The organism is Mycobacterium sp. P7213, from assembly GCF_900604305.1.
Classification (GTDB): domain Bacteria; phylum Actinomycetota; class Actinomycetes; order Mycobacteriales; family Mycobacteriaceae; genus Mycobacterium.
The window spans coordinates 20,909-35,719 of sequence record NZ_UWOA01000037.1; the positions used below are offsets into that span (position 1 = coordinate 20,909).

Consider the following 14,811-nt stretch of genomic DNA (forward strand, 5'->3'; position numbering starts at 1 on the left):
CACGCTTAAGGTGAGTGCTGTGGCCGAGACGGCGCCGCTGCGCGTGCAACTGATTGCCAAGACCGAGTTCACTCCGCCGCCGGACGTGCCGTGGAGTACCGATGCCGACGGTGGGGCGGCACTGGTCGAGTTCGCCGGTCGGGCCTGCTACCAGAGCTGGTCGAAGCCCAACCCGCGAACCGCCACCAATGCCAGCTACCTGCAGCACATCATCGACGTCGGGCACTTCTCGGTGCTGGAGCACGCCTCGGTGACTTTCTACATCACCGGCATCTCCCGGTCAGCCACTCACGAACTGATCCGGCACCGGCACTTCTCGTTCTCCCAGCTGTCGCAGCGGTACGTGCCGGAGCCGGACTCGCGGGTCGTGGTTCCTCCCGGCATGGAGGACGATCCCGAACTTCAGCAGATCCTCACCGACGCCGCAGACGCCAGTCGCGCCGCCTACGTCGAACTGCTGGCCCGGCTGGAAGCCAAATTCGCGGCGGGCCAGGCCGTCGAGACCATGGGGGCGCTGCGGCGCAAGCAGGCCCGGCAGGCCGCTCGTGCCGTGCTGCCCAACGCCACCGAGACCCGCATTGTGGTGACGGGCAACTACCGGGCCTGGCGGCATTTCATCGCGATGCGGGCCAGCGAGCACGCCGATGTCGAGATCCGCCGGCTGGCCGTCGAGTGCCTGCGGCAGCTCACCGACGTGGCTCCGGCGGCGTTCGGGGACTTCCATATCAGCGCGCTGGCCGACGGCACCGAAGTCGCGACCAGCCCGCTCGCCACCGAGGTCTGAGCAACTCTGGGGGCCAGGTAATCTTGGGGCCGTGAGCAGCAGCGGATTCGACGCCAGGGCGCAGTTCGGCACCGTGCTGACCGCCATGGTGACCCCCTTCGGCGCGGACGGCTCGGTGGACACCGATGCCGCCGTGCGCCTGGCCAATCGCCTCATCGACGCCGGTTGCGACGGTTTGGTGATCTCGGGCACCACTGGCGAGTCGCCGACCACCGCGGACTACGAGAAGCTCACGCTGCTGCGTGCGGTGGTCGAGGCGGTCGGTGACCGTGCTCGCATCATCGCCGGGGCCGGCAGCAACGACACCGAGCACAGCGTGCGCCTCGCCGAGGCCTGCGCCGGGGTCGGCGCGCACGGCCTGCTGGTGGTGACGCCGTATTACTCGCGTCCATCGCAGGCCGGCCTGTTGGCGCACTTCACCGCCGTCGCCGACGCCAGCGCGCTGCCGGTCATGCTCTACGACATCCCGGCTCGCTCGGTGGTGCCGATCGCACCGGACACCATCTTCGAACTGGCGGAACACCCCAACATCGTCGCGATCAAGGACGCCAAGGGGGATCTGCACGCCGGAGCGCAGATCATCGCCGAGACCGGATTGGCCTACTACTCCGGCGATGACGCCCTCAACCTGCCGTGGCTGGCCATGGGCGCCACCGGATTCGTCAGCGTGATCTCGCACTTCGCGGCCGCGCAGTTGCGCGACATGCTGGCCGCCTTCGCGGCCGGCGACGTCGAAACCGCCCGAAAGATCAACGTCTCGATCGCCTCGCTGTCCAACGCGATGGGTCGCATCGGCGGGGTGACCTTCGTCAAGGCCGGTCTGCGCTTGCAGGGGTTCGAGGCCGGCGACCCGCGGTTGCCGATGGTCCCGGCGTCCGCCGCCGAGGTCGACGAACTCGCCATTGACATGCGCGCCGCGTCCGTCCTCGGGTGAGGCGCGGGTGACTGACGATCTCTCCCCGCCGGGTCCGCTGACCGAAGGCGGCCTGCGCATCACCGCGCTCGGCGGTATCAGCGAAATCGGCCGCAATATGACCGTTTTCGAACACCTCGGCCGGCTGCTGATCATCGACTGCGGCGTACTCTTCCCGGGCCACGATGAGCCCGGCGTCGACCTGATCCTGCCGGACATTCGCCACATCCAAGACCGGCTCGACGACGTCGAGGCGCTGGTGCTGACCCACGCCCACGAAGACCACATCGGCGCCATCCCGTTCCTGCTCAAACTGCGGGCCGACATCCCGGTGGTCGGTTCGAAGTTCACCCTGGCCCTGGTCGCGGCCAAGTGCCGGGAACACCGCATCAAGCCCGTCTTCGTCCAAGTGGCCGAAGGCCAGCGCAGCACCCACGGGGTGTTCGAATGCGAGTACTTCGCGGTGAACCACTCCATCCCGGACGCACTGGCGATCGCGGTCCACACCGGCGCGGGGACCGTGCTGCACACCGGCGATATCAAGCTCGACCAGCTGCCCCCGGACGGGCGGCCCACCGACCTGCCCGGGATGTCGCGCCTGGGCGACAAGGGCGTGGACCTGTTCCTCTGCGACTCGACGAATGCCGAGATTCCCGGTGTCGGTCCCAGCGAGAGCGAAGTGGGCCCCACCCTGCACCGGCTGATCCGCGGCGCCGAGGGCCGGGTGATCGTGGCCTGCTTTGCCTCGAACGTGGACCGGGTCCAGCAGATCGTCGACGCCGCGGTCGCGCTGGGCCGACGAGTCGCGTTCGTCGGCCGGTCGATGGTCCGCAACATGGGCATCGCCAAGGACCTGGGCTTCCTGCGGGTGGCGGACTCGGATCTGGTCGACATCGGCGCAGCCGAGATGATGCCGCCGGAGAAGGTGGTGCTGGTCACCACCGGTACTCAGGGTGAACCGCTGTCGGCGCTGTCACGGATGTCGCGAGGCGAGCACCGGTCCATCACGCTGACCGCCGGCGATCTGGTGGTGTTGTCGTCGTCGTTGATTCCCGGCAACGAGGAAGCCGTGTACGGCGTGATGGACGCACTGGCCAAGATCGGTGCCCGGGTGGTCACCAATGCCCAGGCGCGCGTCCATGTCTCCGGGCACGCCTACTCCGGCGAACTGCTGTTCCTCTACAACGGGATTCGGCCCCGCAACGTGATGCCGGTACACGGCACCTGGAGGATGATGCGCGCCAACGCCGCGCTGGCCGTCCGTACCGGGGTGCCGGAGGAATCCATTCTGCTGGCCGAGAACGGGGTCAGTGTGGACCTGATCGCCGGTCAGGCACGCATCGCCGGGGCTGTGCCGACCGGCAAGATGTTCGTCGACGGGCTCGTCGACGGCGATGTCGGCGATGCGACTCTGGGGGAGCGGTTGATCCTGTCCAGCGGATTCGTCGCGGTCACGGTGGTGGTGCGCCGTGGGACGGGCAAGCCGGTTGCGCCGCCGTACCTGCACTCGCGCGGCTTCTCCGAAGACCCCAAGGCGCTGGAGCCGGCGGCCCGCAAGGTCGAGGCCGAGTTGGAATCACTTGCCGCAGAGCAAGTCACCGATCCGATCCGGATCGCTCAGGCGGTGCGCCGCACGGTGGGCAAGTGGGTGGGCGAGGTCTACCGGCGTCAGCCGATGATCGTGCCGACGGTGATCGAGGTCTGAGCCGACGGGCTACCTCTTGTTGATGAACCCGGCGTCGACGGGCAAGGTGATGCCGGTGATGTAGCGGGCCGCATCGGATACCAGCCAGGCCACCGCATTGGCGATGTCCTCCGGTTCCAGCACCTGAACCGGCAGCGCATTGCCCATGTCCGGTGGCGTACCTGTCGCGGTGGCGAGGTCGGCCAGCCAACCCCGGACGTAGTCGTTGTTGATCATCGGGGTGTCGACTCCGGCCGGGTGCACCGAATTCACTCGAATGCTGTGCTGCGCCAGCAGGTTTGCGTAGACCCGCATCAGTCCTACCAGCCCGTGCTTGGCCGCGGTGTAACCGATGGCCCCGGCATCGTGGCTGCCGATGCCGGCCAGGCCGGCGGCCGAGCTGATCAGCACGATCGACCCGCCGTCGCCCTGGTCGATCATCGTCGGAATCGCGGCCTCGATGGTGTGGTAAACCCCGGTCAGGTTGACGTCGATGACGTCGTGCCAGCCGTCGGCCGCGGCCATCGGGGCGATGCCGGCGTTGGCCACCACGATGTCCAGCCGGCCCAGCTCGTCGATGCCGGCCTGCACTGCGGCGCCCAACGCCACCTGATCACGCACATCGGCCTGGCGGGCCACGATGCGCGCGCCGGTGTCTTCGACCAGCTTGACCGTGGCCGCCAAGTCCTCGGCGTCCGCCAGCGGATAGGGCACGCTGTCGATCTGCTCGCACAGGTCGACAGCGATGATGTCGGCTCCGTCGGCGGCCAGTCGCAGGGCATGGGCGCGGCCCTGGCCGCGGGCCGCGCCGGTGATCAGCGCGACTTTCCCGCGCAGGGCACCGTCCGAGGGTCGGGACGTCACGGCCGCAATTGGCCCTTAGCCGGGTCGCCCGACGGTACAGCGTTGAGCAGCTTGATCTCGGGCGCGCCGGCCAGGTGCTCGCCGAGGCTGCCGAACAGTTCGCCGGAGGCAGGCGAGGTCGAGTGAGCCTTCAGGGCCTCGGGGTCGGCCCACTGCTCGATGAAGACGAACGACCCGTCGGCCTCGTGCAGGGAGTACAACTGGCAGCCCGGTTCTTCGTGCACCTGTGCCACCGCCTTGGTGCAGATCTCGCGGACGGCCTCGACCGATTCCGGCTTGACGGCGAAGGTGGCGACGACGACCACGGGCATATTGCGACTCCTTGGCAGGTAGGGGATTCACCGGTCACCCTACCCAGCCTGTGGCCCAATGCGCCCTGAACCGATCCGTCGGGGCCAGTGTGGCTTATGGTGCAGATGGGGTAATTGCGACTAGGCTTGCCGCTATGGCTAGTAAGACCGCTGCTAGTAGGGCTCCCGCGCGTTCCGGTACCCGAACGACCAGGGCAAAAGCCGGTTCCAAGGCCACCGCCAAGGGTGGTTCGCGGCCCGCTCGGTCCCGCCCGGCAGCCAAGCCGCGCCGCTCCACCCGGCAGCATTCGGCTCCGGTGGCGCTCGGGATGGCCTGCGGACGCCTCGCCCGCGCCACCTGGCTGATGGTCGCCAAGGGTGCTGGCGGCGCGGCACGCTCGGTGGGCCGCGCCCACGACATCGACCCCGGCCATCGCCGCGACGGCATCGCGCTGGCTCTGCTGGGATTTGCCGTGGTGACCGCCGCCAGCTGCTGGCTGGATGCCGCCCGGCCGGTCGGGGCGTGGATCGACACCGGTCTGCGCGCCGTGATCGGCGGAGCGGTGGTGCTGCTCCCGCTGCTGGCCGCCGCGGGCGCCGTGCTGCTGATGCGCACCGAACCCGACCCGGAGAACCGGCCCCGGCTAATCCTCGGATCGGCCATGATCGGGCTGCCGATCCTGGGGCTGTGGCACCTGTGGTCGGGGGCACCGCAGAGCCCCGACGGCCGTCTGCATGGCGCCGGCTTTGTGGGGTTCGCGATCGGCGGCCCGCTCGCCGACGGACTCACGGCGTGGATCGCCGCGCCGTTGTTGTGCATCGGTGTGCTGTTCGGCGTGTTGTTGCTGACCGGGACCACCCTGCGTGAGGCGCCCGAGACGTTGCGAACGATGTTCCGCGGCGACTACGACGACGGCTATTACGACGACTACGACGACTACGACTACGACGACGACCAGGACTACGACGGCGCCGAGGACGTCGACGCCGGCGAGACCGGAGTCGGCAACCAGGCCGGCGGCACCAGCCGGTTCGGCACCCTCGATCCGGACGCTCGAGTCGACGACGCCCCGGACTGGCAATCACGCACCCCGCTGGACAACTACCCGCTCGATGAAGAGCCCCCCGCGCCGGCGCCCCCGGTCAAACCCGTGCGCCGAAAGGCCGCGAAGGAACCCAAGTCGGCCAAACCCACCGACGCCACAGTCGTCCTCGACCGGGTGGTGGAGGGCCCCTACACGCTGCCCGCGCTGAGTCTGCTGGTCGCCGGGGACCCGCCGAAAACGCGCACCGCCGCCAACGACCAGATGGCCGATGCGATCACCTCGGTGCTGGAGCAGTTCAAAGTCGACGCGGCGGTCACCGGCTGCACCCGCGGTCCCACCGTCACCCGCTATGAGGTGGAGCTGGGGCCCGGAGTCAAGGTCGAGAAGATCACCGCCCTGCAGCGCAACATCGCCTACGCGGTGGCCACCGAGAGTGTGCGGATGCTGGCCCCCATCCCGGGCAAGTCCGCCGTCGGTATCGAGGTGCCCAACACCGACCGCGAACTGGTGCGACTGGCCGACGTGCTGACCGCGCCGTCCACCCGCGGCGATCACCATCCGCTGGTGATCGGACTGGGCAAGGACATCGAGGGTGACTTCATCTGCGCCAACCTGGCCAAGATGCCGCACCTGCTGGTGGCCGGCTCCACCGGTTCGGGTAAGTCCAGCTTCGTCAACTCGATGCTGGTGTCGCTGCTGGCGCGCGCCACCCCCGAAGAGGTCAGGATGATCCTGATCGACCCGAAGATGGTGGAACTCACGCCGTACGAAGGCATTCCGCACCTGATCACCCCGATCATCACCGAACCGAAGAAGGCAGCCGCGGCGCTGGCCTGGCTGGTCGAGGAGATGGAGCAGCGCTACCAGGACATGAAGTCGTCCCGGGTGCGCCACATCAACGACTTCAACGACAAGGTCCGCTCTGGCGAGATCACCACGCCACTGGGCAGTGAACGGGTTTACCGGCCTTACCCCTACATCCTCGCGGTCGTCGATGAACTCGCCGATCTGATGATGACCGCACCGCGCGACGTCGAGGACGCGATCGTGCGGATCACCCAGAAGGCCCGCGCCGCCGGCATCCACCTGGTGCTGGCCACTCAGCGGCCGTCGGTGGACGTCGTCACCGGTCTGATCAAGACCAATGTGCCGTCCCGGCTGGCGTTCGCCACGTCGTCGCTCACCGATTCCCGCGTCATCCTCGACCAGCCGGGCGCCGAAAAGCTGATCGGCATGGGCGACGGGTTGTTCCTGCCGATGGGCGCCAACAAGCCGATCCGGCTGCAGGGGGCGTTTATCTCCGACGAGGAGATCCAAGCCGTCGTCAGCGCCTGCAAGGACCAGGCCGAGCCCGAGTACACCGAGGGCGTCACCGTCGTGAAGCCCAGCGGCGACCGGGCCGATGTCGACCCCGACATCGGCGACGACATGGATGTCTTCCTTCAGGCCGTCGAACTTGTGGTGTCGAGCCAGTTTGGTTCCACCTCGATGCTGCAGCGAAAGTTGCGGGTCGGCTTCGCCAAGGCGGGCCGGCTGATGGACTTGATGGAGACCCGCGACATCGTCGGCCCCTCCGAGGGCTCTAAGGCCCGGCAGGTGCTGGTCAAGCCCGATGAGTTGGCCGCGACGCTGATGCTGATCCGCGGCGGCGCCGCCCCCGACGACGACGGCGACGACGAGTTCTAGTCGCGGTTACGCGCTGTGCACCAAGGCCAGACCATGCCAGTCGCGCAACGGCTTGCGCCGCTTGCTGCGTGCCACCAGCCGGGCCACCGCGGCCTCTAACCCACGGGTCAGTTCGTCGACCGCAGCGAACTCGAAGTCGGCCAGTATCCCGACGAACAGTTCCCCGGCGTAGCTGAGGACCGACACGCCGGTGCGAAGCTGCATGGCGATCGGCGGTACCGGCAGCACCGCGGCCACGTCGCACCCCATGATCTGCAACGGTTCTGACGGGCCGGGGACGTTGGTCGCTAACGCCACCACGCCGCGCTGGTGGACCTGTCCGAGCAACCGGGCCGCCCAAGCCGACCATGCGACGGGCAGCAGGCCCGCGGCCGACATGATCGCGCGTCCGGCGTGCCGCTGCCCGCCGGCTTTGGCCTGCGCCAGCCGGGAGCGCACGGCCAGCAACCGCTTGACCGGGTTTGACTCCTCGATCGGCAGACGCGGCAACAGCAACGACACCCGGTTGTCGGGATTGCCCGGCGCATCGGCAGAGCCGGCCGAAACGGGTATCAGAGTGCGTAGCGAATCGGATTGGGGCACTTGGCCACGACGGATCATGAAGTCGCGGTAGCTCTCGGTCAGGGCTGCCAGCACCACGTCATTGACGGTCACATCGAAGACCCGACAGACCTGCTCGATGTCGCCGAGCGGAACCCGTGCTGCGCTGTAGCGGCGGCGGCTGGTGATCGGACCGTTCAGCGACGACGCACTCGGTTGCAGCAAGCCGGTCGCGAGTTCCACCGCGCCGCGCAGGTTGTACATCCAATGCACCGGGTTGAGGTCCAGCACCGGCCGACTGCGCGGGGGCTGCGCCGCTTCGCGCGGCGCCGCGGCGGCGTGGGCCGCCAAATGGGCGAACCCGTTGTCGGACAAGCCGGTCAGCATGTGTGCGGCCGCAGTGCCATCGGCGATGCAGTGGTGCACCTTCATCAGCAGCGCCCACCTGTCACCGCTGAGACCGCTGATCACCCAGATCTCCCACAGCGGACGGTTGCGGTCCAACCGCCACGACATCACGTCGGCAACCACCGTGTGCAGTTCGGCGTCTCCGCCGGGGGAGGGCGCCGCTACCCGGCCGATGTGGTGGGCGAGGTCGAAGTGGGGGTCGTCCACCCACTCGGGTGCGCTCAGGTCCAAAGCATGGCGCACCAGGCGCTGCCCGAACCGCGGGCAGGCGCGCAGGCGTTCGGCCAGCGTTGTCTGCAGCGAGGCGTGGTCGGGAACCGGACCGTGTAGGACGGCCAGCGTTCCGGTGGCCATGCTGACGTTGTGGTCGGAATCCTCGACGCCCAGAAAGCCGGCGTTCAGGGGGCTCAGGTACTCGGCCACGGCTACCTCCAGTTGTCTGCAACTGTCAGTACCACTATCTCCTGTTCCGCCGGCGCGCGGCAGGGCCGGAAGTCCCCGGTTTCGGCGGCCGTGGCACCCACCAGACACATGCTGGACACGGACCGGATACGGACCGGACACCAGCGGTTTTCCCAGGCCGGAATCGCGCGTAATCTCGCCACGTGGATTGGGCACGACTTTTCGCTTTCGATACCCCGCCCTCGGAGATCTTTATCCGCGGAACCGTCATCTACATCGCGATATATGCGCTGCTGCGGGTGGTACTGAAACGCGAGGCAGGCACCAACGGCATCACGGATCTCATCGTCGTGGTGTTGATCGCCGACGCGGCGCAGAACGGGATGGCCGGTGGCTACCGATCGATCAGTGACGGCATCCTGCTGGTCGGGGTGATCATCGGCTGGTCCTACCTGCTGAATTGGATGGCGCACCGCTGGCCTTCGGTGGCGAGGGTCCTGCGACCGGGGCCGCTGTTGGTGATCTACGACGGCGCCTTCCTCTACGCCAATATGCGCAAAGAGATGATCACCGAGGAGCAGGTCCGCGAGCAGGCGCGCAAACAGGGGATCGCCGACCTGTCGGTAGTCCGTGAGGGTCGGATGGAATCCGACGGACAGTTCAGTTTTCTCATCGGCGCCCCCCGCCGGGCACGCGATCTCGTCAGTGACTAGGGGAGGCTAGAGGACCAGCAACATCCGGGTGTTGCCCAAGGTATTGGGCTTGACGTAGCTCAGGTCCAAGAATTCGGCCACACCGACGTCGTAGGAGCGTTGCATCTCCTCGAACACCTCCGCGGTCACCGGCGTGCCGTCGATCTCGGTGAAGCCGTGGCTGGCGAAGAACTCGGTCTCGAAGGTCAGCACGAACAGCCGCTGCAACTGCAGTTCGCGGGCGACCTGAAGCAGCCGGTCGACGATCGCGTGTCCGATACCGCGACCGGTCAGGGTCGGGTCCACCGCGATGGTGCGGACCTCGCCGAGGTCGGACCACAACACATGCAGCGCGCCGCAGCCCACCACCTGCTGATCGGCGTCCTCGGCAACCCAGAATTCCTGGACCGCCTCATACAGCGTCACCAGGTTCTTTTCCAGCAGGATCTTGCCGGCATAGACGTCCACCAGCTGCTTGATCGCCGGGACGTCCGAGGTGCGGGCACGCCGGACCACAGGCTGCCCCGCCGGTGGATCTGCCGCAAGATTCACAGCTGCACAGTATCGGTTTCTCATTTCGGGCAGGGCAACAGATATTCTGACCTCCGTGTCGGGACAGCCAAAGACCGGTCCAGCGGTGACGCATGTCCCCGTGGTCAACCTCGCGAACGCGTTGACCGTCATGCGGATGGGGCTGGTCCCGGTCTTCCTGCTGGCGCTGTTCGCCGAGGGCGGCCACGATCCCAAGACCCGTATCGCGGCATTCGTCATCTTCGCCGTTGCCATCATCACCGACCGGCTGGACGGCGCCCTGGCCCGTAACTACGGCATGGTGACCGAGTTCGGCACGCTGGCCGACCCGATCGCCGACAAGGCGCTGATCGGCGCGGCGCTGATCGGCCTGTCGATGCTGGGCGACCTGTGGTGGTGGGTGACGGTGGTGATTCTGGTCCGCGAGATCGGGATCACCCTGCTCAGGTTCGCCGTGCTGCACCGAGGGGTGATCCCGGCCAGCCGCGGCGGCAAGCTCAAGACCCTGGTGCAGGCGGTCGGTATCGGCCTGCTCGTCTTGCCGCTGCAAGGTCCCTGGCTGGTGACGGCCTGGACGGTGATGACCGCGGCGGTGGTCCTGACGGTACTGACCGGCCTGGACTACATCGTTTCGGCGGTGACCGACCTGCGCGGCGCCGCATGAAAACTGCCGAATCCGGGAACCCATTCGGGTGCCGCGCACGTTGACCTTGGTGACTGTTCGGTTTTCCAAGGTTGACCCGTGAGGGGAGTGCACGATGACGACATTGCTGCGGGAGTCGGTCGGTGAGGTGCTGCGTCAAGCCCGGACCTCTCAGGGCCGCACGCTGCGTGAGGTGTCGGACGCGGCGCGAGTCAGTCTGGGTTACCTCTCGGAGGTCGAACGGGGCCGCAAGGAAGCGTCCAGCGAGCTGCTCAACGCGATCTGCGCGGCGTTGCGGATCCCGTTGTCGACGGTGCTCTTCGACGCCGGAACCCGGCTGGCGCAGGCCGAGCGGGCCGAACTGGCAGTGCGCAACGCCCGCAGCGGCGAGGTGACCCGCATCGACGCCGGCACCAAGGTGGTGATCCCGCCGATTCGGACGCTGGCATCGGTAGCCTCGGCGTGACGCGCCCGGGCTGAACACCCACCCGAGCACCGTCGACCCGATAAATTGATCACCGGTACCGGCGGTAGAGCCACAACACTGGAAACAAGCAGACGGAGCTGACTGATGGCCAACCCGTTCGTCAAGGCGTGGAAGTACTTGATGGCGCTGTTCAACTCGAAGATCGACGAGCACGCGGATCCCAAGGTGCAGATCCAGCAGGCGATCGAAGAGGCGCAGCGTCAGCACCAGGCCCTGACCCAGCAGGCGGCGCAGGTGATCGGCAACCAGCGGCAGTTGGAGATGCGTCTGAACCGGCAACTGGCCGACATCGAGAAGCTCCAGGTCAACGTGCGCCAGGCCCTGACCCTGGCCGACCAGGCCACAGCCGCCGGCGACGCCGCGAAGGCCACCGAGTACAACAACGCCGCGGAGGCGTTCGCCGCCCAGCTGGTCACCGCCGAGCAGAGCGTGGAAGACCTCAAGGCGCTGCACGACCAGGCGCTGTCCGCGGCGATGCAGGCCAAGAAGGCCGTCGAGCAGAACGCCATGGTGCTGCAGCAGAAGATCGCCGAGCGCACCAAGCTGCTCAGCCAGCTTGAGCAGGCCAAGATGCAGGAGCAGGTCAGCGCCTCGCTGCGCTCAATGAGCGAGATCGCTGCTCCCGGAACCACTCCCAGCCTCGACGAGGTGCGCGACAAGATCGAACGGCGTTACGCCAATGCGATCGGGGCAGCCGAGTTGGCGCAGGGCTCGGTGCAGGGCCGGATGCTCGAGGTCGAGCAGGCAGGTGTGCAGATGGCCGGTCATTCCCGGCTGGAGCAGATCCGGGCGTCCATGCGGGGCGAGTCGCTGCCGGCGGGTGGCTCTACCACCGCCGCGGGCCAGGCCACTCCGGCAACCCCGCAATCTGGCACCAACCCCACCCCCGAGAATCCGCTGGGACGGTAGTCAGGTGGCCGCGACACTGGGAGGTAGCGCACGGCACCCACTGCTGCAGCGTGTCGTCGACCGAGCCAGTGAGGCCGCCGACCTGCTCGCCGACAAGCTGGGTGCCATCGCCGACCCGAGGGCCAGGATGCTGCGTAAGCGCCGTTGGGCGCTGCGGCTGGGCCTGTTCTTCGCCGTCACGTGCGGATTCTGGACGTTGGCGACCGCCGTTTTGGCGTCGTGGTCGACGCCGGTGTGGGTGTTGCTGATCACCGGGCTGGTGGCCGCGGGTGCCTCCGCGCCGGCGACGCTGTTGCTGCTGCGCTATCGCTGGCTGCGCGCGGCGCCGTTGCCGGCTGTGCGCTCCACCGCGGCGCGGCGCCTGCCGCCGCCCGGGTCGGCGGCCCGGCCGGCGATGTACGCGCTGGGCGCCTCCGAGCGGGGGATGGTCTCGCTACTGGGTGTGCTTGAGCGGGGCCGGCTGTTGCCCGCCGATGAGATCACCGAACTTACGGCCGCGGTCAACCGCGCCGCGTCCACCATGGCGGCCACCGCCGCTGAGGTGGTGTCCATGGAGCGTGCCGTGCAGCACAGCGTGCAGTCCCGTCAGTATCTGGTGCCGACGATCAACGCGTTTACCGCTCAGCTCAGCGCCGGTGTACGCCAGTACAACGAGATGGTCACTGCCGCAGCGCAACTGGTGGCGTCGGCGAACGACGGCTCGACCACGTCGGCCGGCGATCCGGCGAATTCCCCGATGTCGCAGCGACGCTACCGCGAGGAGCTGGCCGGTGCGACCGAGAAGATGCTGGGTTGGGCGCAGGCCTTCGACGAACTGGCCGAGTTGCCCCGGGTCGTCTAGATGTCGTCGCTGCGCTGATCGACCGATTCCGGTCGCGGTCCGTAGCGTTCCTCGTAGGCCCGGTGAATGTGGGCGTCGCGCTCGCGTTTACGTGCGTTGGCGAGCTCCGGGTTCAGGCCGTGCATCCGCAGCATGTGCGTGCGCCACACCTTGTTGAGCGCGTGTGCGAACAGAATCACCATGAACCAGATCGGAAACGTCATGGTGAAGTGCGTCATGAAGTCCGCCGGCAAGAACCAGAACGGGATCAGGATCAGGGTCGTCGGCACGACGGCGCGCATGATCATCCGGACGGTGGCCCCCGGGCCCGCTAGGTCATTGCGGACCCAGTCCAGCAGCGTGGGGGGCAGCGGGCGCCCGTAGCAGTACCGGAGGTATTGGATCGGGCTGGGGCGCTGAGGCTTTGAAACTTGACGCACAGAGCTGACCCTAGAACGTCGGCCGCAGTGCCGGGAACACGGTGGCCGCCACCGCCCGCAGCGTCGCCTTGAACATGTCCAGGAAGTCGAAATAGTCGCGCCACAGCGTGATACGGCCGTGATGCACCTCGAAGACCCCGCACACCCAGAACTGCAGGCGCAGCGGTCCGAACGTCAGCACGTCAGTGCGCTCGGTGAGCACTGACGAGCCGTCGGCGGCGATGCGGTGGATCTTCACGTCGAAGCCCGCCCGGCCGGCCATCCGCTTAAACACCCGGATGGTGGCGCTGCGGCCGTAGATGGTCGGCAGTCCGACATTCTGGTACACCACGTCCTCGGCGAGGGCCGCCGCCGCGGTGTCAAGGTCCTCATCGCGCAGGGCTTCGAGGAAGGTCTCTACGATGCGGATGTTGGCGGTGGCCTCGACAGCGTTCGGCTGGCCAGTCAGTTCGGTCATGCCTGCCACCCTAGGCCCGTGGGGCTGTGGCACGGTAGGCCGATGCGAGTCGTAGTGGTTGCCGGGCCAGATCCCGGTCACGCGTTCCCGGCGATCGCCCTGTGCCAGCGCTTCGCGGCGGCCGGAGACACGCCGACGCTGCTGACCGGGGTGCAGTGGCTCGATACCGCGCGGGCCGCCGGGGTGGACGCCGCGGAGCTGCTGGGGCTCGATCCCACCGCCGCCGATGACGACGCCGACGACGGGGCGAAGCTGCATTACCGGGCGGCGCGGATGGCGGTGGAAAACCGCGATCAGCTGCGGGCTCTGGCGCCGGATCTGGTGGTCTCCGACGTCATCACGGCCTGTGGGGGAATGGCCGCCGAGCTGCTCGGCATCGGCTGGGTTGAACTCAGTCCGCACCCGTTGTACCTGCCGTCGAAGGGGCTGCCGCCGATCGGCAGTGGGCTGGCGCCGGGCACCGGGGTGCGCGGCCGGCTGCGGGACACGCTGATGCGCTCGTTGACGGCACGGTCGGTGCGCAGCGGTTTGCGCCAGCGCGCCCAAGCGCGGGTGGGTATCGGTCTGCCGGGTGACGACCCCGGGCCGCTGCGGCGCCTGATCGCCACGCTGCCCGCGCTCGAGGTGCCCCGGCCGGACTGGCCCGCGGAGGCCGTTGTCGTCGGGCCGCTGCACTTCGAGCCGACCGAGCAGGTGCTGGCCGTGCCGCCGGGTTCGGGCCCGCTGGTGGTGGTGGCGCCGTCTACGGCATCCACCGGAGCTGCCGGGCTGGCCGAGCTCGCCGTGGAGCATCTGGTGCCCGGTGCCGGCCTGCCCGACGGCGCCCGGCTGGCGGTGTCGCGGCTGGGCGGTGCACCCTTGGAGCTGCCGTCGTGGGCTGTCGCCGGGTTGGGGCGCCAGGACGAGCTGTTGACGCACGCCGACGTGGTCGTCTGCGGCGGCGGGCATGGCATGGTCGCCAAGACGCTGCTGGCGGGGGTGCCGCTGGTGGTGGTGCCCGGCGGCGGCGACCAGTGGGAGATCGCCAATCGCGTGGTGCGCCAAGGCAGTGGGCGGCTGATCCGGCCGTTGACCGGGCCGGCGTTGGCGGACGCGGTGGGCGCCGTGTTGGCGTCGCCGGGCTATCGCGATGCCGCGCGGCGGGCTGCGGTCACGGCCGCCGACGTCGCCGATCCGGTACGGGTGTGCCACCAGGCGCTGTCAGGCACTGGGTAG

Annotated in this window: 16 protein-coding genes; 10 read left to right on the forward strand and 6 right to left on the reverse strand. The window is 68.3% G+C overall.

The annotated features are described in order from the left end of the window. The first annotated feature begins 19 nt into the window (after window positions 1-19). From thyX to EJK91_RS14880, 3 genes are all read left to right on the forward strand, one after another. A complete protein-coding gene (thyX, locus tag EJK91_RS14870; protein ID WP_024441222.1) occupies window positions 20-784 on the forward strand; it encodes an FAD-dependent thymidylate synthase in 765 nt (254 codons plus the stop codon). Between the two features lie 85 nt (window positions 785-869). Beyond that, complete coding sequence (gene dapA, locus EJK91_RS14875) at window positions 870-1,718, forward strand: 4-hydroxy-tetrahydrodipicolinate synthase (RefSeq protein ID WP_231383997.1); 849 nt, start codon at window positions 870-872, stop codon at window positions 1,716-1,718. A gap of 7 nt (window positions 1,719-1,725) precedes the next feature. Next, window positions 1,726-3,402 (forward strand): ribonuclease J, encoded by a 1,677-nt coding sequence (locus EJK91_RS14880; protein WP_024441220.1) that lies wholly within the window; start codon window positions 1,726-1,728, stop codon window positions 3,400-3,402. Window positions 3,403-3,411: 9 nt separating this feature from the next. On the opposite strand, the gene EJK91_RS14885 is transcribed toward EJK91_RS14880, so the two are convergent. Continuing rightward, entirely contained in the window at window positions 3,412-4,245 is an 834-nt protein-coding gene (locus EJK91_RS14885; RefSeq protein ID WP_125079308.1) for a mycofactocin-coupled SDR family oxidoreductase, read from the reverse strand. Next, window positions 4,242-4,556 carry a putative quinol monooxygenase gene (locus tag EJK91_RS14890; protein ID WP_046301277.1) on the reverse strand — a complete coding sequence of 105 codons (315 nt, stop codon included), beginning with the start codon at window positions 4,554-4,556 and terminating at the stop codon, window positions 4,242-4,244. The genes EJK91_RS14885 and EJK91_RS14890 overlap by 4 nt, the downstream gene beginning before the upstream one ends. Window positions 4,557-4,690: 134 nt before the next feature. Between EJK91_RS14890 and EJK91_RS14895 the strand changes: the two genes are divergently transcribed. After that, the gene (locus EJK91_RS14895; protein ID WP_125079309.1) at window positions 4,691-7,267 is read left to right on the forward strand and encodes a DNA translocase FtsK; all 2,577 of its coding nucleotides are present in this window, start codon (window positions 4,691-4,693) and stop codon (window positions 7,265-7,267) included. A 6-nt stretch (window positions 7,268-7,273) separates the two neighbouring features. Here the strand turns inward: EJK91_RS14895 and EJK91_RS14900 are convergent, their stop codons facing one another. Then, window positions 7,274-8,638 carry a wax ester/triacylglycerol synthase family O-acyltransferase gene (locus EJK91_RS14900; protein ID WP_046301276.1) on the reverse strand — a complete coding sequence of 455 codons (1,365 nt, stop codon included), beginning with the start codon at window positions 8,636-8,638 and terminating at the stop codon, window positions 7,274-7,276. 182 nt (window positions 8,639-8,820) lie between these two features. Between EJK91_RS14900 and EJK91_RS14905 the strand changes: the two genes are divergently transcribed. Next, window positions 8,821-9,330 carry a DUF421 domain-containing protein gene (locus tag EJK91_RS14905; protein ID WP_024441215.1) on the forward strand — a complete coding sequence of 170 codons (510 nt, stop codon included), beginning with the start codon at window positions 8,821-8,823 and terminating at the stop codon, window positions 9,328-9,330. A gap of 6 nt (window positions 9,331-9,336) precedes the next feature. On the opposite strand, the gene EJK91_RS14910 is transcribed toward EJK91_RS14905, so the two are convergent. Continuing rightward, window positions 9,337-9,861, reverse strand: a complete 525-nt coding sequence (locus EJK91_RS14910; protein WP_444850823.1) for an amino-acid N-acetyltransferase — start codon at window positions 9,859-9,861, stop codon at window positions 9,337-9,339. Window positions 9,862-9,916: 55 nt separating this feature from the next. On the opposite strand from EJK91_RS14910, the gene pgsA reads away from it, so the two are divergent. The 4 genes from pgsA (at window position 9,917) to pspM (ending at window position 12,720) form a co-directional block, all read left to right on the forward strand. Continuing rightward, window positions 9,917-10,504 (forward strand): CDP-diacylglycerol--glycerol-3-phosphate 3-phosphatidyltransferase, encoded by a 588-nt coding sequence (gene pgsA / locus EJK91_RS14915; protein WP_081654471.1) that lies wholly within the window; start codon window positions 9,917-9,919, stop codon window positions 10,502-10,504. Window positions 10,505-10,598: 94 nt separating this feature from the next. Then, window positions 10,599-10,949 (forward strand): transcriptional regulator ClgR, encoded by a 351-nt coding sequence (clgR, locus tag EJK91_RS14920; protein ID WP_024441212.1) that lies wholly within the window; start codon window positions 10,599-10,601, stop codon window positions 10,947-10,949. A gap of 105 nt (window positions 10,950-11,054) precedes the next feature. Then, entirely contained in the window at window positions 11,055-11,879 is an 825-nt protein-coding gene (gene pspA, locus EJK91_RS14925; protein WP_024441211.1) for a phage shock protein PspA, read from the forward strand. A 4-nt stretch (window positions 11,880-11,883) separates the two neighbouring features. Then, the gene (gene pspM / locus EJK91_RS14930; protein ID WP_125079310.1) at window positions 11,884-12,720 is read left to right on the forward strand and encodes a phage shock envelope stress response protein PspM; all 837 of its coding nucleotides are present in this window, start codon (window positions 11,884-11,886) and stop codon (window positions 12,718-12,720) included. Here the strand turns inward: pspM and EJK91_RS14935 are convergent. Both EJK91_RS14935 and EJK91_RS14940 read right to left on the reverse strand, forming a co-directional pair. Further along, a complete protein-coding gene (locus tag EJK91_RS14935; RefSeq protein ID WP_036457371.1) occupies window positions 12,717-13,139 on the reverse strand; it encodes a DUF5313 domain-containing protein in 423 nt (140 codons plus the stop codon). The genes pspM and EJK91_RS14935 overlap by 4 nt on opposite strands. A gap of 10 nt (window positions 13,140-13,149) precedes the next feature. Next, window positions 13,150-13,596, reverse strand: a complete 447-nt coding sequence (locus EJK91_RS14940) for a limonene-1,2-epoxide hydrolase family protein (RefSeq protein WP_024441208.1) — start codon at window positions 13,594-13,596, stop codon at window positions 13,150-13,152. 42 nt (window positions 13,597-13,638) lie between these two features. Between EJK91_RS14940 and EJK91_RS14945 the strand changes: the two genes are divergently transcribed. Continuing rightward, on the forward strand, window positions 13,639-14,811 hold the full coding sequence (locus tag EJK91_RS14945) for a glycosyltransferase (RefSeq protein WP_024441207.1): 1,173 nt from the start codon (window positions 13,639-13,641) through the stop codon (window positions 14,809-14,811).